The organism is Micromonospora sp. NPDC049171 (assembly GCF_040648275.1).
Classification (GTDB): domain Bacteria; phylum Actinomycetota; class Actinomycetes; order Mycobacteriales; family Micromonosporaceae; genus Micromonospora.
This window is the reverse complement of sequence record NZ_JBEZDJ010000008.1, coordinates 184,768-204,835: the sequence shown is the minus strand read 5'-3', so window position 1 is coordinate 204,835 and position 20,068 is coordinate 184,768. Positions and strand designations below refer to the sequence as shown.

The window sequence follows — 20,068 nt, the reverse complement described above, 5'->3', positions numbered from 1 at the left end:
TTTCCGCGTCGACCACCTGGGTACCGATCACCCCACCAGACGAGATCCAGGGAGGTCACACCCGTGTCGACAGATGCCATCGTCCTGCTCAAAGAGGACCACAAGGAGATGCGCCGACTGTTCAAGGCCTTCCAGGATGCCGAGGAGGGTCCGGCGAGCAAGCGGCAGAAGCTGGTGGAGGAAATCCTGGAGGCCCTCACCGTGCACACGTACCTCGAGAACGAGGTGATGTACCCGGAAGTCCGCCGCCTGCTGCCCGACCTGGAGGACGACATCCTCGAGTCGTACGAGGAGCATCACGTGGCCGACGTGCTCTGCGCCGAGCTGGCCAGCATGGACGCCGACGACGAACGCTTCAACGCCAAGACGACGGTGCTGATCGAGAACGTCACGCACCACGTGGAGGAGGAAGAGGAGGAGTGGTTCCCCAAGGTCCGCGACGCGCTGGGCCGCAAGCAACTCCAGGAGATCGGCGAGCGGATGATCGCGCTGCGGGCCGACGCGCCGCGTACCCCCACCGCGCCGAAGGCGATCAAGAAGGCGATGGACGCGATGACCGCCTGAGTCGGTCGCATACACCGAGGGGCCCGGCGTGCTGCCGGGCCCCTCGTCGTGCGCCAATCTCCCGGGGACCGCGTGGGACGGCCCCGGACGGCCCGGTAGGATCGGCGCGGGCCGTTACTGGCGCGTGGGGATGGACAACCATCGGGGAGCGGCCCCGTCACGAGGACGTTTGCCGAGCGCCTGGGCCTTCCCGCACGTCTGTTGGAGGTCGCATGTCGCACAACGCCGAGTCCACCGCATTCCGGAGCGCCCTCGAGGTGATCCGGGCTGTCGAGCCGCGGGTGGCCGACGCCATCGGCGCCGAGCTGACCGACCAGCGGGAGTCGCTCAAGCTCATCGCCAGCGAAAACTACGCCTCCCCGGCGACGCTGCTGGCCATGGGCAACTGGTTCAGCGACAAGTACGCCGAGGGCACCGTCGGCCGCCGTTTCTACGCCGGCTGCCAGAACGTCGACACCGTCGAGGCGCTCGCCGCCGAGCACGCCCGGGAGCTGTTCGGCGCCCCACACGCCTACGTGCAGCCGCACTCGGGCATCGACGCCAACCTGGTCGCCTTCTGGGCGGTGCTGGCCGACCGGGTGGAGTCCCCCGCGCTGAAGAAGGCGCAGGTCCGCCAGGTCAACGACCTCACCGAGGCCGACTGGTTCGCGCTGCGCCGCGAGCTGGGCAACCAGCGGATGCTCGGCATGTCGCTGGACGCCGGCGGCCACCTCACCCACGGCTTCCGGCCGAACATCTCCGGCAAGATGTTCGACCAGCGCAGCTACGGCACCGACCCGGCGACCGGCCTGATCGACTACGACCGGGTCGCCGAGGCGGCCCGCGAGTTCAAGCCGCTGATCCTGGTCGGCGGGTACTCGGCGTACCCCCGGAAGGTGAACTTCCGGATCCTGCGGGAGATCGCCGACTCGGTCGGCGCCACCTTCATGGTCGACATGGCGCACTTCGCCGGCCTGGTGGCCGGCAAGGTGTTCACCGGCGACTTCGACCCGGTGCCGCACGCGCACATCGTCACCACCACCACCCACAAGTCGCTGCGCGGCCCGCGCGGCGGCATGGTGCTCTGCCAGCCGGAGCTGGCCGACCAGGTGGACCGGGGCTGCCCGATGGTGCTCGGTGGTCCGCTGCCGCACGTGATGGCCGCCAAGGCCGTCGCCCTCGCCGAGGCCCGCCGGCCCGACTTCGCCGACTACGCCCAGCGGATCGTGGACAACGCCCAGGCTCTCGCCGAGGGGCTGCTGCGCCGGGGCGCCAAGCTGGTCACCGGCGGCACCGACAACCACCTGGTGCTGATCGACGTGTCCGGCTACGGGCTCACCGGCCGGCAGGCCGAGCAGGCGCTGCTCGACTCGGGCATCGTCACCAACCGCAACTCGGTCCCGCAGGACCCGAACGGCGCCTGGTACACGTCCGGCATCCGGATCGGCACCCCGGCGCTGACCACCCGGGGCCTCGGCACCGCCGAGATGGACCAGACCGCGGAGCTGATCCACACCGTGCTGGCCCAGACCACGGCCGGCGCCAACGCCGACGGCACCCCGTCCAAGGCGAAGTACAACCTCGACGCCGACCTGGCCGACAAGATCGCCCAGCAGGCGACCGACCTGCTGGCCCCGCACCCCCTCTACCCGGCCATCGACCTGACCTGACCCGACCCGCTCGTCGGACGCGGACCAGGCCCAGGCCGGGTCCGCGTCCGGAGGCGGGCGTCAGGCCAGGGGGCGCTTGAGGTGGTAGCGGTGCACTTCGGTGCTGCCCTGGACGTTGTTCACGTCTTCGGCCGCGGAGACCAACTCCCACCCCTCCCGGCCGGCACGGTTGAGGTGCGCGATGGCGGTGTCACCGAAGGCGGTGATGTCCTTGCGGGACCCGTCCGGGGCGTACCAGACGAACGAGACATGAAAATTGCGGCCCTGTCCCTGATAACGGCGGACGAGCAGGGCGTACTCCCAGGCAACCATGCGGCCCATTATGACCGTCCACCCAGGACGACGGCACGCCGGCCGTCGCGCATTGCCATCCGGTGAACGCGGTGTGTCAGCCCGCTCGACGGGCCAACTCGTCGGTGATCAGCTCCGCGAGGCGATCCAGCCCGACGTCGATCTGCTCGGGTGTCACCGCGCTGACCGACAATCGCAACGCGCGTACCGGCGCGGTGTCGTCGTAGAAGTGCGCCATCGGCGTCCACAGCACCCCGTAGTCGCGCGCCGAGCGGTCCAGCAACGCGTCGTCGACCGGGAACGGCACGGTCACCACCACGAAGAACCCTCCGGCCGGCACCGTCCAGCGCACCGCCGCCGGCCGGTCCGGCACGGCCGGAAAGCGCCGGGTCAGGCCGGCCACCAGGTGACGCAGATTCCGGGTGTACGCGGCCCGCTCCCGAATGTTCGCGGCCACCAGGCTGCATCCGTGCTCCAGCAGCCGACCGCCGATCACCGCCTGCGCGATCGGCGACGTGTTCACCGTGACCATGCTCTTGATCATGGCAAGCTGGTCGGCGAGCGGGCCGACCCGTCCGTCCGCACCGGCCACCCGCTGGTCGGCGACCACGTACCCGACCCGCGCGCCGGGGAGCACGGTCTTGGCGAACGAGCCGAGGTAGACGACCCGCCGTCCGGTGTCCAACGCCTTGAGGGTGGGCGGGCGGGGCCCGTCGTCGAGGTGGAAGAGCCCGTACGGATTGTCCTCCAACAGCAGCAGGTCCTCCTCGACGGCCAGGTCCAGCAGCCGCCGCCGGTGCGCGGTGTCGATGCTGACCCCGGAGGGGTTGGCGAAGTCCGGCATCAGGTAGCAGGCGCGCGGCCGCAGCCCGGCCGCCCGTGCGCGGCGTGCCTGGGCGGCCAGGTCGGCCAGATCGACCCCGGACGACCCACCGGCGACCGGCCACACCGGCAGGTCCACCAGCCGGGCCGCCCCGGTCAGCCCGACGTAGGTCGGTGCGACCGCGAGCAGCACATCCATCGGCCCGGCCCGTAACGCCCGCAGCACCAGGAACATCGCCTCCTGGCAGCCGACCGTCACCACGACGTCCTCCGGGTCGACGGTGATCCCCTCGTCGACGGCGAGGTTGCGGGCGATCAGGTGGTGCACGATGCCCTTGGTCCGGCCGTACTGCAGCAGCAGTCGCCGGGCCTGCTCCGGTCGGTGCCCGAGGTCGTCGACGAGGTGCCGGTGGAAGGTGTCCAGGTGCCGGTGCACCGCCGCCAGGTCGAAGTACTCCTCGTACGGCCGGCCGGCCGCGAGGGACACCGCCGCCGGGTAGCGCTCGGACACCTCGTTGAGGAAGTTCATCGACGTCAACGCCGGATCACCCAGCGCGGGGTGCAGGTCGGCGACGGTCAGGTCGACCGGTTCGGCGGCGCTCACCCCTCAGCCCACCCCGAGGGTCCGCAGCTCGCCGGCTGCCGCCACGTCGGCACAGCCGGCCAGGGTGAGCGCGTCGGTCAGCTCGGTGGCCAGCAGCGCCAACGCGTGCCGGGCGGCCGGTTCGCCACCGGCTGCGAGGGCCCAGAGCAGTGGCCTGCCGACCAGCACCCCGGCCGCGCCCAACGCCAGCGCCCGCAGCACGTCGGTGCCGCCCCGGATGCCGCTGTCCAGCAGCACCTGGCAGCCGTCCCCGACCGCGTCGACGACCTCCGGCAGCATGGTGACGCTCGCTGGCGAGCCGTCCAGTTGCCGCCCGCCGTGGTTGGAGACGACGATCGCGTCCGCGCCGATCCGTACCGCCTCGATCGCGTCGCGCGGATCCAGCAGCCCCTTGACCACCAGCGGCAGGTCGACCTGCTCGCGCAGCCACGCCAGGTCCGCCCAGCGCAGCGCCGGCGCGAACGACGCCGCGGTGTGCGCGGCGATCGCGGACACCCCGGGCGCACCGGAGTGCGCCAGCGCGTCCCGACCGTCGGGGAGGTTCGCGGCGACCACCTCGGCCGGCAGCCGGAACGCGTTGCGCAGGTCCCGGGGACGCCTGCCGAGCACCGGCACGTCCACGGTGACCACCAGCGCCCGACACCCGGCCGTGACGACCCGGTCCAGCAGGTCCCGGACGAGAGCCCGATCGCGCAGCCAGTAGAGCTGGAACCAGACGTCCACGCCCGCCCCGGTGACCTGTTCGATGGGTGTGCTGCCCAGCGTGCTCGCCAGGTACGGGATGCCGGCCGCACCGGCCGCCGCGGCCAGACCCAGCTCCCCGTCCGGGTGCAGCAGCCGCTGGTACGCCATCGGCGCCACCCCGACCGGCATGGCGTACCGACGACCGAGCAGGTGGGTGCCGAGGTCGACGGTGCCCACCCCGCGCAGCACCCGGGGCAGCACCGCGACCCGGTCCAGCGCGCGACGGTTCGCGGCGAGGGTCACCTCGGACGCGCTGCCGCCGGCCACGTAGTCCCAGACATCCGGTGGCAGCACGGCGCGGGCCCGCTCGGCGTAGTCGGCGAGCGACACGGCCGGCAGGTCGGCCAGCACCCGCTCACCCATCGTCCGCCGCCGTGCCCGTCGGTGCGGCAGCCACGTCGCACCCGGCGGGCCCGTCCGACCGGCCGAAGCGCGCACGGCGGAACGCCGCCGCGCCAGCCGCGGCACGGGCCGCCCGGTACGCGGCCACCTCCGGATGTAGGGCCATGTCGCTCCTATCCTCCGGTGCTGACCAACAGCTTGTCGATGCCGCGCAGGAACAGGCTGCCGCTGTACGTCGGCGTCTCGGTGATCGTCAGGGCGGGGAACCGGGCGAACAGCCGGGGCAGCGCGAGGCGTCCCTCCAACCGCGCCACCGCCGCGCCGAGGCAGAAGTGCAGGCCCACGCCGAAGGACAGCGACGGGGGGCCGGAACGGGTCGGGTCGAAGGTGTCCGGGTCGGGAAAGCGGGCCGGGTCCCGGTTGGCGGCCCCGATCAGGATCAGCACGTTGTCGTCCTCGGCGACCGGCACGCCGTTCAGCACGGTGTCGGCCGGCGCGGCTCGGGCCAGGAAGTGCACCGGGCTCGCCAACCGCAGCACCTCGTCCACGCAGCCCTGGGCCAGTGTGGCGTCGGTGGGCAGCGCCGCGACCGTCCCCGGCTGGGTCAACAGCAACGGCAACCCGTTGCTGAACATGTAGACGGTGGTGACGAAGCTGGCGTTGAACAGCACGATCAGGTTGCTGACCAGCTCGTCCTCGGTCAGCGCCACCTCACCGGAGTCGAGCGCCTCGACCAACCCGCTGAGCAGGTCTTCCCCGGGCACCCGGCGGCGATGCCCGAGCAGATCCCGGTAGAAGACCCGCAGATCCCGCGCGGCGGTGTTGGCCGCGGCCAGCCGCTCCGGGGTCTTCCCCGCCACATCCAGGAACTCGTCGATCCAGCCCACCCGCTCGCGGTACCACGGCAACTCCGCGGCCGGGATGCCGATGAACTCGGCCATCACCAGGGCCGGAATCGGGTACGCGAAGTCGGCCACGAAGTCGACCACGCCCTCCCCGGCGTCCGCCATCCGGTCCAGCAGCTCGTCGACCACCCGCAGGATCACCGGTTCCAGCGCGCCGAGCCGGCGCGGCGTGAAGGTGCGGGAGAAGACCTGCCGCATCCGGGTGTGATCGGGCGGGTTGACGAACATCATCGAGGTCTGGAAGGTACGCAGAATCTCCTGCTCCTCCCACCCCGGCGGCGGCTGTTTCGTCCACTCCGGATCGCGCAGCAACCCGTCGACGAGGTCGTAGCCGACCGCGACCGCGGCCACCGTCCGGTGCTCGGCGCGCGCCGGCACCGCGCTGATCGGGCCGAGCCGGTGCAGGTCGGCGTACCACGGGTAGGGATCCTGTCTGCCCGGTTCGCTGTACAGGCCGGTGAGTATCTCCTCCACGTCCACGGCCAACTCCTTCCCGCCGATGTCGGTGGCCGGGGACAGCGGGGATGACCCGCCGCCCCCGGCCCGGGTCACAGATCGAGCAGCCGCAGCGGCACGGCGTCGGCCAGCGCCTGGTTGCCGGCATCGTTCGGGTGGATGTGGTCCCCCGAGTCGTACGCGGGCAGCAGTTGGCTGGGTCGCGCCGGGTCGCGCACCACGCGGTCGAAGTCGAGCAGCCCGTCGAACTCCCGGCTGCCGCGCAGGTACGCGTTCACCGCCTGGCGGGTGGCCTCCTTCTGCGGCGTCCACACGCCCGGTGCGCCGTGCCCCTCGTACGGCGTCAGCGTGGCCACCAGGCTGGTCAGTCCGCGCTGCTGGAGCTGCTGGTTGATCTGCCGCAGGGTGGCGATGATCGCCTCGGGTGCGTCGTTCGACATCCAGATGTCGTTGATGCCCAGGTGGGTGACGACGGTGCGCACCCCGGTCTGGCCGAAGACGTCCTCGTTGAGCCGGGCGGCGGCGTTCGGGCCGAGCTGGTAATAGCCCGGGTAGTTCCCGTCGCCCGGCTCGGTGCCCTCGTGGTTGAGCCGGTTGCCGGCCAGGCTCAGGTTGAGCACGCCCGGGGTGCGCTTGTCCGGCCGGTCGGCGAGCAGCCGGTCGGAGAGCAGGTCGGGCCAGCGCCGGTTGGCGTTGACGGTGCTGCCGTTGCCGTCACCGATGGAGTCGCTGAGCACGACGAGCGCGCCGGGACTGCCCCTGCGCTGCACGTCGATGCCGGAGAGGAAGAACCAGCAGCAGGTGGGACGGGTGGTGAACCCGGTGCCCTCGGCCACCCCGGTCAGATCCCCCGCGCCGATGAAGTTGGCCTGCTGGGACTGCCCGTGGAACGTGGTCGGGCCGGTCGGCGTCGGGAAGTGCAGGGTGACCACCAGGTCGCTGTCGTCCGCGACCGGGAAGGCCAGCGGGTCGCTGAGGAGTTCGGCGCCCCGGTTCATGGTCGCCGTGGTGGCGCCGGTGAAGCTCAGCGAGCGTACCGACGTCGCCTCGATGTCGGAGAGGTCGTCGGGGGTCGCGGTGTTCGGCCGGGCGACGGTGGCGCGGCCAACCCGGACCGCCTGCTCGCCGTACAGGTTGCTGAGGCGTACCCGCAGCGCCGGTCCGCCCACCGACACGTGCACGATCATCCGGACGCTCTGGTCGTTGAGGCCGGTGTTGGTCAGTCCGACCGAGTTGCCCCGGGTGACCGCGGTGGCCCAACTGCCCGCCCACTCGGCGCGGTCGGGTCGGCCGGCGGCGGTGCCGGACGGACCGGCGCTGGCGACGACGGCGGGTGCGCCGACGACCAACAGCGCGGCCGCGGCGGCGATGACGGGCCATCTCTTCGGGGTTGCCGTTGCCATGGAACCTCCATCGTGTGGCAGCCCGGGGCCGTCCGCTGACGGCGCCCGCCTGGACGATGGTCCAGAAACCTAGCCGCCGCCGCTGACGGGCGTCAATCGACCTGATCGACGCCATCAAATGTCCGGCGGGCCCGTCGGATCGCCCGTCGGCACGGTTCCGACCAGCCGTTTCGCGCCTAGGCTTCCAGGCGGCGGCGGTGCGGTCGCCCGAGCGCGCCACCGTCGCGTCGTCACCGGGAGCTGCCCGGGACCGCCGCTTTCTGGGGATGGGGGCTGCCGGATGACTGACGGACCCGGGCACGACACGACCTACGTGCACAGGGTGTTGGACCTCTTCGCCGAGTTCGGCGACCGGGAGGCGCTCGTCGGCGCCGGTCGCCGCCTCACCTACACCGACGCTGCCGCCCGGGTCCGGGCGATGGCCGCGACGTTGACCCGGCACGGCGTACGGCCCGGGTCGGCGGTGCTGGTGACCGTCGCGAACGCGGTGGAGGTTCCGCTGCTGCAGCTCGCCCTGCACCTGCTGGGCTGCCGGACGATGTGGGTCGCCCCGGTGACCGCGCGCCGGGAGGTCGACGAGTTCATCCGGTTGGCCCGCCCGGACGCCCTGGTCTACGACGCCCGGGACCGGGCCGGTCTGGGCCCGGAGCTGGCCGCGGCGCTGCCCGGCACACCGGTGTGCTGTCTCGGCGCGGGCGGCACCGGCCCCGACCTCACCGCCGACACCGACGCCGACGTGACGAACCTGCCGGCGGCCGTGCCGACGCCCGAGTCGTTCCTGCAGACCAGCGGCACCACCGGCAGCCCCAAGCTGGTGCACCACCGGGCCAGCTTCTACGCCCAGATCCTCGCCCTGGCCGCCGACTTCCGCGCCGCCGGTTTTCCGCTGCTGCGGCACCTGTCGCACTCACCGATGTGGCTGGCCAGCGGGCAGATCACCACCCTGTTCAACCTGTTCACCGGCGGGGTGCTGTTCCTGCGCGACGACTGGGACCCGGTGGCCTTCGCGGACACCGTGCAGCGGGAGCGGATCAACTCGACCTTCGTCACCCCGCCGATGCTCTACGAGGTGTTGGACCATCCGGCGCTTGTCGGCGCGGACTTCTCCGCCATGTTCATGTTCAACGTGGGCGCCGGGCCCGCCGCGCCCGCCCGGCTGCGCCAGGCCATCGCGCGGTTCGGCCCGGTGCTGCGCATCGTGTACGGCCTCAGCGAGGCCGTCGTGGTCACCGCCCTGCCCGGCCTGACTGACGATCCGGAGCACCCGCAGCGGTTGGGCTCCTGCGGGCGGCCCTACGGCGACGTCCGCATCGAGATCCGCGGCGACGACGGCACCGTGCTGCCGACCGGCCGCGACGGCGTGGTGTGGGTGCACACCCGGCTGCGCTTCGCCGGCTACCACGGCCAGCCGGAGCTGACCGCGCAGACGCTCGTGGACGGCTGGGTGCGGACCCGCGACATCGGTCACCTCGACGACGACGGCTACCTCTACCTGGTCGACCGGGCAGACGACGCGATCCTCACGCAACGACGGAGCTGGCCGATCTTCTGCCGCCCCATCGAGGACGTGCTGGCCGGGCATCCCCGGGTACGGGCCGCCGCCGTGATCGGCGTACCGGACGAGACGGCCGGTGAGGTCCCGTACGCGTACGTGGTGCTCGCCCCGGGCGCGACGGTCGCCGGGGCGGAGCTGATCGACCTGGTGACCGCCGAGCTGAACGAGATGTGGGCGCCGGCCGCCGTGGAGTTCGTCGACCGGCTGCCGGTGAACCGGTCGATGAAGGTGGACAAGCGGGCCCTGCGCGCGCGGTACGCGGCGCGTCGGGCGGCGGCGGTCGGGGCGTGACTCCCCGCCGGCAACTGGTCATCCTGGTCAGCGCGGACCTGATCTCCAACCTGGGCACCCGCATCTCGGTGGTGACCATTCCGTGGCTGGTGCTGGTCACCACCGGCAGCCCCACCAAGATGGGCCTGGTCGCGTTCGCCGAGACCCTGCCGTACCTCCTGTCCAGCGCGTTGGGCACGCCCTGGGCGGACCGGATCGGCCTGCGCCGTACCTCGATCCTCTGCGACGTGGGCAGCGCCGTGGCGATGGTCGTCGTCGCACTGACCCCGTGGTTGGGCTTCGCCCCGTTGGTGGCGCTCGTCGCGGTGGCCGGCGCGCTGCGGGGCATCGGGGACCGGGTGAAGCACGTGATGTTCCGCCCGGTCGCGGAGGCCGCCGGAGTACCGCTGATCCGGCTGACCTCCGCGTACGACGGGCTCAGCCGGGTGGTGACCCTGTTCGGCGCCGCCGTCGGCGGCCTGCTGATCGCCGCGTTCGGGGTCACCGAGGCGCTCCTCATCGACGCGGCCAGCTTCGGCGTCTGCGCGCTGCTGATCGGTGTCCTGGTCCGCCCGCCGGCCGCCCCGGCGCAACCCGCCCAGCCGGAGAGTTACCTGCGCGCGCTGCGGGCCGGTTTCCGCTACCTGGGTCGGGACCGGCCGCTGCTCGGCATGCTCGCCGTCGTCTCGGCGCTGAACATGGTGGCCAACGCCAGCGTGGCCGTCTACATCCCGGTCTGGGTCGCCCGGGAGCTGCACGGCCCGAGCGGCCTCGGTCTGGTGCTGGCGGCGTTCTCGGCGGGCGCGCTGCTGGGCAACCTGGTGTTCACCATGCTCGGGCCCCGGCTGCCCCGGCGGCTGACGTTCCTGCTCGGCGCGCTGGTCGCCGGCACACCCCGGCTGGTGGCGCTGGCGATCAGCGACGAGCTGCCGGTGGTGCTGGTGGTGACGTTCCTGTCCGGAATCGGCATCGCGGCGGTCAACCCGCTGCTCGGGGTGGCGCTCTACGAGCGGATACCGCCGGAGTTGCAGACCCGGGTGATCGGCATCGCCGGTTCGTTGGCCTTCGTCGGGTTGCCGGTCGGCGCACTGCTCGGCGGCTGGTCGGTGGACGCTCTGGGGCTCACCCCGGCCCTGCTGACCATGGCGGCGGCGTGCCTGGTGATCACCGCGTACCCGTTGCTGAGCAGGGCCTCCGGCCCGGAGACACCGGCCCGGTCCGCCCCCGTCACCACACCCTGACCGGCCCGGCTGCCTCGCGAGGCCCTACCGCAGCCGTGCCCGGCGGGCGCGACACTCGGGGTCGTCGGCGTGCGCGTCAGTCGCCGGCCGGGCCACTTCGGCCGGCAGGCGCGTCTGGTCGTCCACGAAAGCGCAGCGGAGGTTCACACTCGCGAGCAGTCTCGCCCGTTCGAGGTTAGCCCCGTTCAGGCCGACGCCGAACAGGTCGACGCCGAACAGGATCGTGTTGGTGAGGTCCGCGCCCGTCAGGTCCGCGTTGGTCAGATCGGTGTTGGACAGGTTCACGTCGGTCAGCACGGCAAAACGCAGGGTCGCCTCGACCAGCCTCGTGCCGGCGAGGGTGGCGTGGTCCAGTCGCGCCCGGTTCAGCTGCGCGCGCTGTAGGTCCACCGAGCGGAGGTTGGCGCGGCGCAGGTCCGCGTCGGTCAGGTCGACGTCGGTCAGGTTGGCGCCCGCCAGGTCCGCGTCGGTCAGGTCGGCGTCGGAGAGGTTCGCCCCTTCCAGATTCGCCAGGCCCAGGCTCATTCCGGCCAGGTCCATCCCGCGCAGGTCGGTACGGGACAGGTCGACGCGGGTCAGGTCTGGCCGGCCGCTGCGGGAGTCCCTGTCGCCGAGCGCGGCCAGAGCAGCGTGGATGTCGACCGGGGGCGGTACCCGGGTGTCCTCGAACGAGGCTGCTGCCGTGGCCTCGTCGGTAGGAGCGGGGGTGGGAGCGGCCGCCCCGCCGACCGAGTGGACGCGGACGAACGCCGACAGGATCTCCACGACGGCAGGACGATCGGCCGTAGAATCGCGCATGATCCGTCGCAGGGCGTGGATGGCGCCCAGGCGCACGTCCACCTTGTCGGCGCCGGGCTGCCCCAACTGTTCGATCGACGCGGTGAAGCGGTCGGTGATCTGCCCCTGCGCGGTGAGGCGTTGCTGCTCGCGGTTGGCCTCCTGTTGCGCACGGTTGGCGGCGTTGGTGACGTACAGCCCGATCGCGAGGACGATCACCGACAGGATGCTCCCCAGGCCGAGTAACCGTTGCCAGGGGTCCGGTTTGAGTTCCAGGGGGGCGCCCGGAGCCAGCTCCAACCGGGTTGTCGACGGTCGGCCAGGGCGTAGGGCGCGCGACGCGACGGTAGTCGGCCGAGGCCGTCTCTCCCGCGTCGGGCGGCCGGGGGCCGCGGTGGGGGTGCCGGCACGCCAGGCGGCGCGGACGGCGGCTAGTCGAGCGCGGATGGTCGCCACGACCTCCATTTGACCCGACCTGTGCCACTCCTGCTCGCACCTCCGGACGTCGGTGCTCGGCGAACTCCTCGCCGAGCAGAGCGACGGCCTGGCCGAGGCCAGCGTGACCGACTGAGCCTGGCCCGACGGTCCGGCGGTCGGCTAGCGTGCCGACATGCCATCGACGCTCACCGAATCGACGGACCCGTACTGTCTGCGCCCCGGAGAGGCCACCGAACTGCTGCGTGGGCACCCGTGGCGGCGGTTCGTGGCGCTCGGCGACAGCGTCGTGGAGGGCATGTGTGAGCCGACGCCGGGCTACCCGGACGTGCAGTGGGTCGACCGGGTCGCCGCCGAGCTGACCGCCGTGCGCCCCGGGCTGGCGTACCAAAATCTGGGTCGACGCGGGCTGCGCGCGCACCAGGTGCGGGCCACCCAGCTCGCCCCGGCACTCGCCTTCGCACCGGACCTGGCGTTGGTCGTCTGCGGGGGCAACGACGCCTTCCACCCGGCGTACGACGCGGAGGCGGTGGACGCCGAGCTGACCACGATGATCACCGCGCTGCGCGCCGTGGGGGCCGACGTGATCACCGTGGGCATGTTCGACGTCTCGCACAGCCCCGCGGTGCCCGAGCACCTCCGGCCCGGCCTGGGCGAACGAATGCGCCGCCTGTCGGCACACAGCGCCAACCTGGCCGAGAGCCTGAACACAATCCACGTGCACCTGACCGACCACCCCCTGACGGCCGACCCCACCCTCTACAGCACCGACGGCCGCCACGGCAGCGCCCGCAGCGACGCCATAGCAACAGCCCAAACCCTCCGCACCCTCTCCCTCTCCCTCTCCCGCCCCGAAGCCCCCTCCCAGCCCCCACCCCCTCCCCTCCGCCCAGCCCCCGTTGATCATGAGGTTATTGCCCCGACACGCCGATGCGGGGAGCAATAACTCCATGATCAACCAGGGCAAAGCGGGGGTGGGTTAGTGCTTTAGGAGGACTCCGGTTAGGAGAACTCCGTGGGCCAGGTTGAGGACTCCGTCGCAGCCGGGGTAGCCGACTCTCGCCAGGCCGCCGGAGGCGTGGCGGCCGAAGAGGTACGGGGCCAGCGAGAACGGGACGTCGGCGGTGACCGTCTCGCCGGTCTCGATCTGAACGAAGTCCATCGACACCCGGTCGGTCGGCAGGTACTCCTGCAGGATCGCGCCGCCCCGATCGACGGCGGCCCGCACACCCTCGGCCCAGTCCGCCGCGCTCAGCTCCGGGCCGAGCAGCACGCCGTGACCGGCGGAGCCGTCGGCGGGTTTCGCCACCAGCTCGGCCTGTTCGGCGATGGCCCGGTCGAGCACCGCGGCGGTCAACGGCACCGTGTACGGCACGTGCCGGCGGATCAGCGCCTGGTCGTCGGCGGGTAGCCCGTCCACGTCCTCCCACAGCCAGGCGAAAATGGTCTTGTTGCCGAGCAGCCACGCCGCCGCCGACACGAACATCGGGAGGGTGCCGGCGGCGAGGGCCCCGGCCACCGCGTCCAGGCCGGCGGTCGGGGTGACCCGGTTGGGCACGAACAACCGGAACAGCGCGTCGACCGGCGCGCCGTCGACCACCAACCGCGCGGAGGCGTCCAGGGTGGCGCTGGACACCGGCGCGATGACCAGGTCGATGCCGAAGTCCCGGGCCCGTACGGCGAGGGGGTCGAGGATCCGGATGAACGTCTGCGGGTCGTCGAGGCCCGGGTAGTCGGCGTCGAAGTCCATCAGCAGCGCCACCCGGGCGCCGTCGGGCAGCCGCAGCTCCTCGCGGATCGCCACGAACCGCTGGTCGAGCAGCGACGGGGCGGCCCGCACCGGCAGGTCGTCGAGGATGCCCCGCTCCCGGTACAGGCGCGCGAACCGCTGGATGACGGTGTCGGCGTCGAACCCGCCGCCGAGGCTGCTGTCGATGTTGTACTCGACGAACTTCGGCACCCCGCCGGAGAAGATCACATCTGGGCGGTACGCGGCCAGCAGCGCCTCGGTCAGCGGCTCGGCCTCGTCCAGCAGGCGGGTCTCCCCCGCCGGTACGCCGAGCAGCCGGCGCAGCTCACCGGCGGTGCCGGTCCGCCGACGGCAGGCGTCGAGGATGAGCTGGGCGAGCCGGTCGCAGACCTCGTTGAGCTCCCGCCAGGCGTCGGCGGTGAGCACCGGGGGGCGGGCCAACCGCCACTGCTTGTTGTAGGTGGCCCGGCCGTGGAAGACCTGCTCCCAGGCTGCCGCCCCACCGGCCACCATGGCCGAACGGGCCGGCTCCGGCAGGTCGGTCCAGGCCCGGTCAGCCGTCGGCCACGCGTAGTTCGGGTCGATCATGATCCGTCCTTCATGGTCAGGTGGATGGCGGTGGCGAGCTGGTCCCGGCCGGGCTGGACGGCCCGGTCCAGTGCCGGGGCGAACGGGAGCACCGCCCCGTCCGGGCGGGTGACCCGGCGGGGTGGGGCGAGCAGCCGGACCCGCTCCACCACCGAGGCGATGATCTCGGCGGCCATTCCGCAGGAGCGGTTGGCGTCGTCGAGCACCACGAGTCGCCCGGTGCGGGCGACCGACTCGGTGAGGCCGTCGATGTCGAACGGGTACAGGGTGCGGGGGTCGAACACCTCCACCGATACCTGGTCGGCCAGCTCCGCGGCGACGGCGAGCGCGTCGTGCACCAGGTGCCCGATCGCGACCACCGTCACGTCGTCGCCGGAGCGGTGGATCCGGCCCTGGCCCAGCGGCACCGGTGCCGGGTCCTCGACGTTTTCGCGCACGTCCATCGCCGCGGCCGGCGCGAACACCACCACCGGGTCGTCGTGGCGGATGGCGGTGACCAGCAGCCCGTACGCGTCGGCCGGGGTGGCCGGCACGACGGTGACCACGCCGACGTGGGCGAAGAGGCTGTACGGGTGGTCGGAGTGCTGCCCCGCCCACCCGGTACGCGAGCCGGAGCCGGGCACCAGGTAGGTGACGGGGACGCTGCACTGCCCGCCGGTCATCAGCGGGAACTTGTGCGCGTGGTTGACGATCTGCTCGAAGACCAGGAACAGCAGCGACGGGATCTGGAACTCGATCACCGGCCGCAGCCCGGCCAGCGCCGCCCCGGTGGCGAAGCTGGTGAAGGCCTGCTCCGACAGGGGGGTGTCGCGGACCCGATCGGTGCCGAACCGTTTGGCCAGCCCGGTGGTCACCAGCGACGCCCCGACCTGGACGTCCTCACCGAGCAGGAACACCGCCTCGTCGCGGGCCAACTCGTCGGCGAGGGCCCGGGTCAGCGCCCGGCGGTACGACAGTCGGGGCACCTCAACCACCTCCGGTGCGGGCGGTCAGGCCGCTGGCGTACAGGTACGCCAGGGCGTCGGCCGGGTCGGGTTCCGGGCTGTGCAGGGCGAACCGCACGGCCGCGTCGAGGGTTTCCTCGACCTCGGCGTCCACTGCGGCGCGGTCGACGTCGGAGAGGCGTTCGCCCTGGATGCGGACCGGGTCTCGGGCCCGACCCCGGGTCACCTCGTCGGGTGGGCGGTAGTCGAGGCGTACCGCGTGTTCGAAGGTGTGATGGGCGTCGAAGCGGTAGGTCCGGGCCTCGATCAGCTCGGGGCCGCCGCCGGAGCGCATCCGGTCGACGGCCTCGGCCGCGGCGGCGCGTACCCTCTCGGGGTCCTGGCCGTCGACCTGGACGGCCGGAATGCCGAACGCGGCGGCCCGGCCGGCGATGCTGCCGGCCACCGCGCCGGCGACCGGCATGGTGGTGGCGTAGCCGTTGTTCTCGCAGACGAACAGCACCGGCACCCGCCAGAGCGCGGCCAGGTTGAACGCCTCCAGCAGCATCCCCTCGTTGACCGCACCGTCGCCGAAGAAGCTCACCCCGACGGTGTCGCGGCCCCGGCGGCGGTGCGCCCAGACCGCGCCGGTGATGATCGCCCCGGAGGCGCCGACGATCGCGTTCGCGCCGAGCACGCCGATGCTCAGGTCGGCGGCGTGCATCGAACCGCCCCGGCCGGCGTTGAGGCCAGTGACCCGGCCGCACAGCTCGGCCATCATTCGCGCCGGATCGGCGCCCCGGGCCAGGACGTGCCCGTGCCCACGGTGGGTGCCGGCGAGCACGTCGTCGGCACCCAGCGCCGCGCAGACGCCGGCGGCGATCCCCTCCTGACCGAGGTACGGGTGGATGCCGCCGACGATCTGCCCGCCGTGGACCAGTTCCACCGCCCGTTGTTCGAATCGGCGGATCAGCCGGACCGTGCGGTAGAGCCGGACCGGGTCGGCGGCGGTCACGCAGGCACCTTGAAGGAGAAGGCCGCCGGTCGGGCGTCCCCCACGTAGAGTTCGATGTGGTCGATACCACGGATGTCCATGTCTCCTGAAGCCCTTCCCACCCGGTTCCCCGCCCGTCCGGACGCGCCCCGCCCGGGACGCCGCGTCGATCACCCCCTCGGCTCGGCGACCCGCGCCAGCAGCAGGCTCACGTTCTGGCCGCCGAACCCGAACGAGTTGGTGACCGCGTACTCCGGGTCGGCCTTGCGGGGCGTGCCACGGATGTGGTCCGCCGGGCAGGCCGGATCCGGGTCGTCGAGGTGGTACGTCGGGGGCAGCAGCCCCCGACCGAGCGCCAACGCGGTGACCGCCGCCTCCAGCACCCCGGAGGCGCCGAGCAGGTGACCGGTGAGCGCCTTGGTGGAGCTGACCGGCACACCGCCGACACCGAAGACGTCGGCCAGGGCGGTGGTCTCCGCGATGTCACCGAGTTTCGTGCCGGTGCCGTGCGCGTTGACGTAACCGACCGCCGCCGCCGGGACACCGGCGCTGCGCAGCGCCCGGCGGATGCACGCCGCCGCGCCGGCGCCGTCCGGGCGGGGGGCGGTCAGGTGGTACGCGTCCGTCGTCGCACCGTGCCCGGCCACCTCGGCGTACCCGGCGACGCCGCGCGCCGCGGCGTGCTCGGCGTTCTCCAGGACCAGCAGCGCGGCACCCTCGGACAGGACGAACCCGGTGCGGGAGGTGTCGAACGGCCGACTCGCCCGGCTCGGGTCGGTGCCGGCGCGCGCCAACGCCCGCGCGTTGCCGAAGGTGTCGGCGAAGGTCGGGAAGAGCGGCGCCTCGCTGGCCCCGCAGAGCACCACGTCGGCCTCCCCGGTCGCGATGAGCCGGACGCCGTCGGCGACCGCCTGCGCGCCGGAGGCGCAGGCGGTGCCGACCGACGAGCTGTAGCCCCGGATGCCGTGCGCGATGGCGATCCGCGCCGCCGGCATGTTCGGCAGGATCCCGGTGAGCAGGTACGGGCTGACCGCCGCCCGACCCCGGGCCGCCCGGGCCAGCACCTGTGACTCCAGGGTGGCCATCCCCCCGACCCCACCGACGATCACACCGATCCGGTCGGGGTCGACGTCGCGGCCCACCTCGATGCCGGCGTCGGCGAGCGCGTCGGCGGCGGTGAGGAGGGCGAGCACGACGATCCGGTCCAGCACCCGGGTCTCCGGCCCGGACGTGACGGTGCGCGGGTCGATGTCGGGCAGCAGGCCGGCGACGTGCAGCGACTCGCTCGCCGGGTGCCCCTGGGGTGGACGGGTCAGCCCGGACCGGCCGGTGGTCAGCGCGTCGAAGGTCTCCTCGACGCCCCGCCCGACCGGGGTGAACAGACCCATCCCGGTGATCAGGGCGGTCACGCCACCGCTCCGCTTCGCTCCACGGCGGCGCGAGCCGCAACCCCACTGAGCTGCCTGGTTCGCTCGCTCCGCTCGCTCACGCCACCGCTCCGCTTCGCTCCACGGCGGCGCGAGCCGCAACCCCACTGAGCTGCCTGGTTCGCTCGCTCCGCTCGCTCACGACGACGCCTCGGCGAGGTAGCGCTCGCGCAGGACCACCTTGCGGACCTTCCCGGTCACGGTGACCGGGATGTCGGCGGAGGCCACCGGCACCACCCGGCGCAGCGTGGCGCCGACGTCCGGGCCGAGGGCGGCACGGACCCGCTCGGTGCGGTCCTCTGCCGCGTCGGCGCCGGCGGCCAACTCCAGCAGCACGTCGGTGACCACCCCGCCGGCCTTGGCGACGATCACCACCGTGCAGTCGGTGACGTCCGGGCAGGCGGCGAGGACCCGTTCCTCGGACAGCGCGGTGTAGAAGCGTCGCCCGTCACCGGCGTCGACCGAGTCCACCGCCCGGTCCACGTGGTAGTAGCGGCCGTCGGCGTCGACGCGCACCAGGTCACCGGTCAGGTACCAGCCGCGCTGGCGGAAGCGGTAGGTGGTGATGGAGTCGTTCCAGTAGCCCCGGAACAGTGACGGCGAGTCGATGCCCAGGAAACCCACCTCGCCGACCGGCACCGGCTCGCCGTCGGCGTCGAGCACCGCGACCCTGGTGAACTGGTACGGGCGACCGATGCAGCGGCCGTACCAGTCGGTGTCGGCGCGATGGGTGACGTGGAACATCGAGTGCCCCATCTCGCTGGAACCGAGCCCGTCGATGAAGACCGAGCCGGGCACCCTCGCCACCCCGTCGCGGGTGACGATGTCGTGCCAGCCGACCGCGACGAGGCGGCGGATGTGCGGCTCGTGCGAGGCGTCGCCGGTGTTGAACCACAACCGCACCGAGTCCAGGTCGTACCCGGACAGGTCGAAGCGGGCCAGCTCCGCCCAGGTGACCGAGAAACCGAACACCCCGTCGGGGCGCCAGCGTTGGATCGCGTCCAGCACCCGTTCGCCGTCCTGCTCCGACAGCAGGAGCATCTGGGCGCGGTTGCCCAGCGCCTGGTTGACCATCAGCACCGTGGCGGTGTGCGGGGCGGGCAGCGCGTTGAGGATCCGGCTGGTGCCCTGCGCCTGCGGCATGCTGAGCAGGTGCCGGGTGGCCGCGAAGAGGCTGGCGTGCGAGTGCAGCACCGCCTTGGGCACCCCGGTCGTCCCGGAGGTGTGCGTGATCACGATCGGGTCGTCCGGGTGGTGCCGGTAGTGCGCCGGGGCCGCCGCCGGGTCGCCCGCGCCGGTCCGCGCGAGGGTGCCAAGCAGCGGTACGCCCAGGTCGTGCCCGGCCAGCAGGGCGGTGTGCGCGTCGTCGGCGAGCACACCGACGCCTCGCAGGCGGCGGATGTACTCGGCGGCGATCTCCGGGCGGAGTTTGCCGTTCATCAGCGCCGGGATCGCCCCGAGCCGGGTCAGTGCCAGGAAGCTGAGCACCATGTCGGCGGCGGCGGTGGCCCAGACGGCGACCGGGTCGCGGGGGCGTACCCCGCGCTCGTGCAGCCAGGCGGCGCGGGCGGCGACCCGCTCGTTGAGCTGCCCCAGCGTCAGGGGTGTCTCGGCGGGGTGCCCGTCGACGGCGGTGTCGAAGGTCAGGCCCGGCCCGTCCGGGTCCGCGCCGTGCGCCAGTACCCGGGCCAGGACGTTGCCCGCACCCACCTCGGTGTCGACGGCCAGTGTGCCGCGCAGTCCCCGTGTCCTCATGGTCGTGCTCCTCCCCCCAGCAGCACCGCGACCGGCTCGGTCGGCCCGTCGGGTGCCTGTTCGATCAGGATCAGCAACACCTCGTCGGCGTCGCCGTCGTCGCGCAGCAGGTCCGCCTCGGCGACGCCGTCGGCGTACGGGTCACCGGTCGGGCTGAGACAGACCACCGGGCCGCGCAGGTCCCAGCGGGCCGCGATGTGTCCGGCGACGCTGTTCGGCACGGACTGGAAGAAGAACAGCGGACCGATCCGCCCGCCGGCCTCGACGGTCGCCCGTACGTGCTCGGCGCTGGCGAGATCGCCACTGGCGCTGACCAGCACGATCCCCGTGCGCACCTCGGCGGGCGCCGCCGCCGACCCGTATCCCCGCCGCAGACACCGCTCCGCGACGGCCACCACCACCGGCGCGAAGTCCGAGTGCACGAACCCCGGCACCCCCGCCGCGCTGACCCCGACGTCCCCACCCTCGGGCCAGGAAGCCCGAGCCCGCTCCACCGGCGATCGTGCGGTTTCGGTCGCCGTTTGAAGTGCTTGGTGGGATTCGTCGGGGCAGACAGTGCAAGATCGCGGGAGG

Annotated in this window: 17 protein-coding genes, 1 pseudogene and 1 riboswitch; of the genes and pseudogenes, 5 read left to right on the top strand and 13 right to left on the bottom strand. The window is 72.7% G+C overall.

Annotated features, from left to right (window positions below; translation table 11 throughout):
• Positions 1-63 precede the first annotated feature (63 nt).
• Both AB0B14_RS13020 and AB0B14_RS13015 read left to right on the top strand, forming a co-directional pair.
• Complete coding sequence (locus AB0B14_RS13020; RefSeq protein ID WP_357076670.1) at positions 64-564, top strand: hemerythrin domain-containing protein; 501 nt, start codon at positions 64-66, stop codon at positions 562-564.
• A gap of 103 nt (positions 565-667) precedes the next feature.
• Positions 668-757: riboswitch (ZMP/ZTP riboswitch) on the top strand.
• 19 nt (positions 758-776) lie between these two features.
• A complete protein-coding gene (locus AB0B14_RS13015; protein WP_357076667.1) occupies positions 777-2,213 on the top strand; it encodes a glycine hydroxymethyltransferase in 1,437 nt (478 codons plus the stop codon).
• 60 nt (positions 2,214-2,273) lie between these two features.
• On the opposite strand, the gene AB0B14_RS13010 is transcribed toward AB0B14_RS13015, so the two are convergent.
• From AB0B14_RS13010 to AB0B14_RS12985, 6 genes are all read right to left on the bottom strand, one after another.
• Entirely contained in the window at positions 2,274-2,534 is a 261-nt protein-coding gene (locus AB0B14_RS13010; RefSeq protein WP_110566555.1) for a hypothetical protein, read from the bottom strand.
• A gap of 67 nt (positions 2,535-2,601) precedes the next feature.
• A complete protein-coding gene (locus tag AB0B14_RS13005; protein WP_357522527.1) occupies positions 2,602-3,930 on the bottom strand; it encodes a PLP-dependent aminotransferase family protein in 1,329 nt (442 codons plus the stop codon).
• A 3-nt stretch (positions 3,931-3,933) separates the two neighbouring features.
• On the bottom strand, positions 3,934-5,037 hold the full coding sequence (locus tag AB0B14_RS13000; protein ID WP_357076660.1) for an alpha-hydroxy acid oxidase: 1,104 nt from the start codon (positions 5,035-5,037) through the stop codon (positions 3,934-3,936).
• Complete coding sequence (locus AB0B14_RS12995; protein ID WP_357076657.1) at positions 5,030-5,182, bottom strand: hypothetical protein; 153 nt, start codon at positions 5,180-5,182, stop codon at positions 5,030-5,032. The genes AB0B14_RS13000 and AB0B14_RS12995 overlap by 8 nt, the downstream gene beginning before the upstream one ends.
• Positions 5,183-5,189: 7 nt before the next feature.
• Entirely contained in the window at positions 5,190-6,401 is a 1,212-nt protein-coding gene (locus tag AB0B14_RS12990; protein WP_357076900.1) for a cytochrome P450, read from the bottom strand.
• Positions 6,402-6,469: 68 nt separating this feature from the next.
• Complete coding sequence (locus tag AB0B14_RS12985) at positions 6,470-7,747, bottom strand: SGNH/GDSL hydrolase family protein (protein ID WP_357076897.1); 1,278 nt, start codon at positions 7,745-7,747, stop codon at positions 6,470-6,472.
• A gap of 313 nt (positions 7,748-8,060) precedes the next feature.
• Between AB0B14_RS12985 and AB0B14_RS12980 the strand changes: the two genes are divergently transcribed.
• Both AB0B14_RS12980 and AB0B14_RS12975 read left to right on the top strand, forming a co-directional pair.
• Positions 8,061-9,626, top strand: coding sequence for an AMP-binding protein (locus AB0B14_RS12980; RefSeq protein WP_357522526.1), 1,566 nt, complete (start codon positions 8,061-8,063; stop codon positions 9,624-9,626).
• Complete coding sequence (locus AB0B14_RS12975; RefSeq protein ID WP_357522525.1) at positions 9,623-10,846, top strand: MFS transporter; 1,224 nt, start codon at positions 9,623-9,625, stop codon at positions 10,844-10,846. Before AB0B14_RS12980 ends, AB0B14_RS12975 begins: the two co-directional genes overlap by 4 nt.
• 24 nt (positions 10,847-10,870) lie before the next feature.
• Here AB0B14_RS12975 and AB0B14_RS12970 read toward each other — a convergent pair whose 3' ends face one another.
• Entirely contained in the window at positions 10,871-11,842 is a 972-nt protein-coding gene (locus AB0B14_RS12970; RefSeq protein ID WP_357076648.1) for a pentapeptide repeat-containing protein, read from the bottom strand.
• A 391-nt stretch (positions 11,843-12,233) separates the two neighbouring features.
• Here AB0B14_RS12970 and AB0B14_RS12965 point away from each other — a divergent pair.
• Positions 12,234-12,893 (top strand): annotated as a pseudogene (locus AB0B14_RS12965) (SGNH/GDSL hydrolase family protein); the annotation flags it as partial.
• A gap of 144 nt (positions 12,894-13,037) precedes the next feature.
• Here AB0B14_RS12965 and AB0B14_RS12960 read toward each other — a convergent pair.
• The 6 genes from AB0B14_RS12960 to AB0B14_RS12935 all read right to left on the bottom strand — a co-directional run bounded on the left by AB0B14_RS12960 (position 13,038) and on the right by AB0B14_RS12935 (position 19,989).
• Positions 13,038-14,396 (bottom strand): hypothetical protein, encoded by a 1,359-nt coding sequence (locus AB0B14_RS12960; protein ID WP_357076645.1) that lies wholly within the window; start codon positions 14,394-14,396, stop codon positions 13,038-13,040.
• Positions 14,393-15,361, bottom strand: coding sequence for a transketolase C-terminal domain-containing protein (locus AB0B14_RS12955; RefSeq protein WP_357076642.1), 969 nt, complete (start codon positions 15,359-15,361; stop codon positions 14,393-14,395). Before AB0B14_RS12955 ends, AB0B14_RS12960 begins: the two co-directional genes overlap by 4 nt.
• Position 15,362: 1 nt before the next feature.
• Positions 15,363-16,334 carry a thiamine pyrophosphate-dependent dehydrogenase E1 component subunit alpha gene (locus tag AB0B14_RS12950; protein ID WP_357522524.1) on the bottom strand — a complete coding sequence of 324 codons (972 nt, stop codon included), beginning with the start codon at positions 16,332-16,334 and terminating at the stop codon, positions 15,363-15,365.
• 149 nt (positions 16,335-16,483) lie between these two features.
• Complete coding sequence (locus AB0B14_RS12945) at positions 16,484-17,722, bottom strand: beta-ketoacyl-[acyl-carrier-protein] synthase family protein (RefSeq protein ID WP_357076636.1); 1,239 nt, start codon at positions 17,720-17,722, stop codon at positions 16,484-16,486.
• Positions 17,723-17,878: 156 nt separating this feature from the next.
• The gene (locus AB0B14_RS12940; RefSeq protein ID WP_357522523.1) at positions 17,879-19,495 is read right to left on the bottom strand and encodes a class I adenylate-forming enzyme family protein; all 1,617 of its coding nucleotides are present in this window, start codon (positions 19,493-19,495) and stop codon (positions 17,879-17,881) included.
• Positions 19,492-19,989, bottom strand: a complete 498-nt coding sequence (locus AB0B14_RS12935; RefSeq protein ID WP_357522522.1) for a beta-ketoacyl synthase chain length factor — start codon at positions 19,987-19,989, stop codon at positions 19,492-19,494. Before AB0B14_RS12935 ends, AB0B14_RS12940 begins: the two co-directional genes overlap by 4 nt.
• Positions 19,990-20,068: the final 79 nt, after the last annotated feature.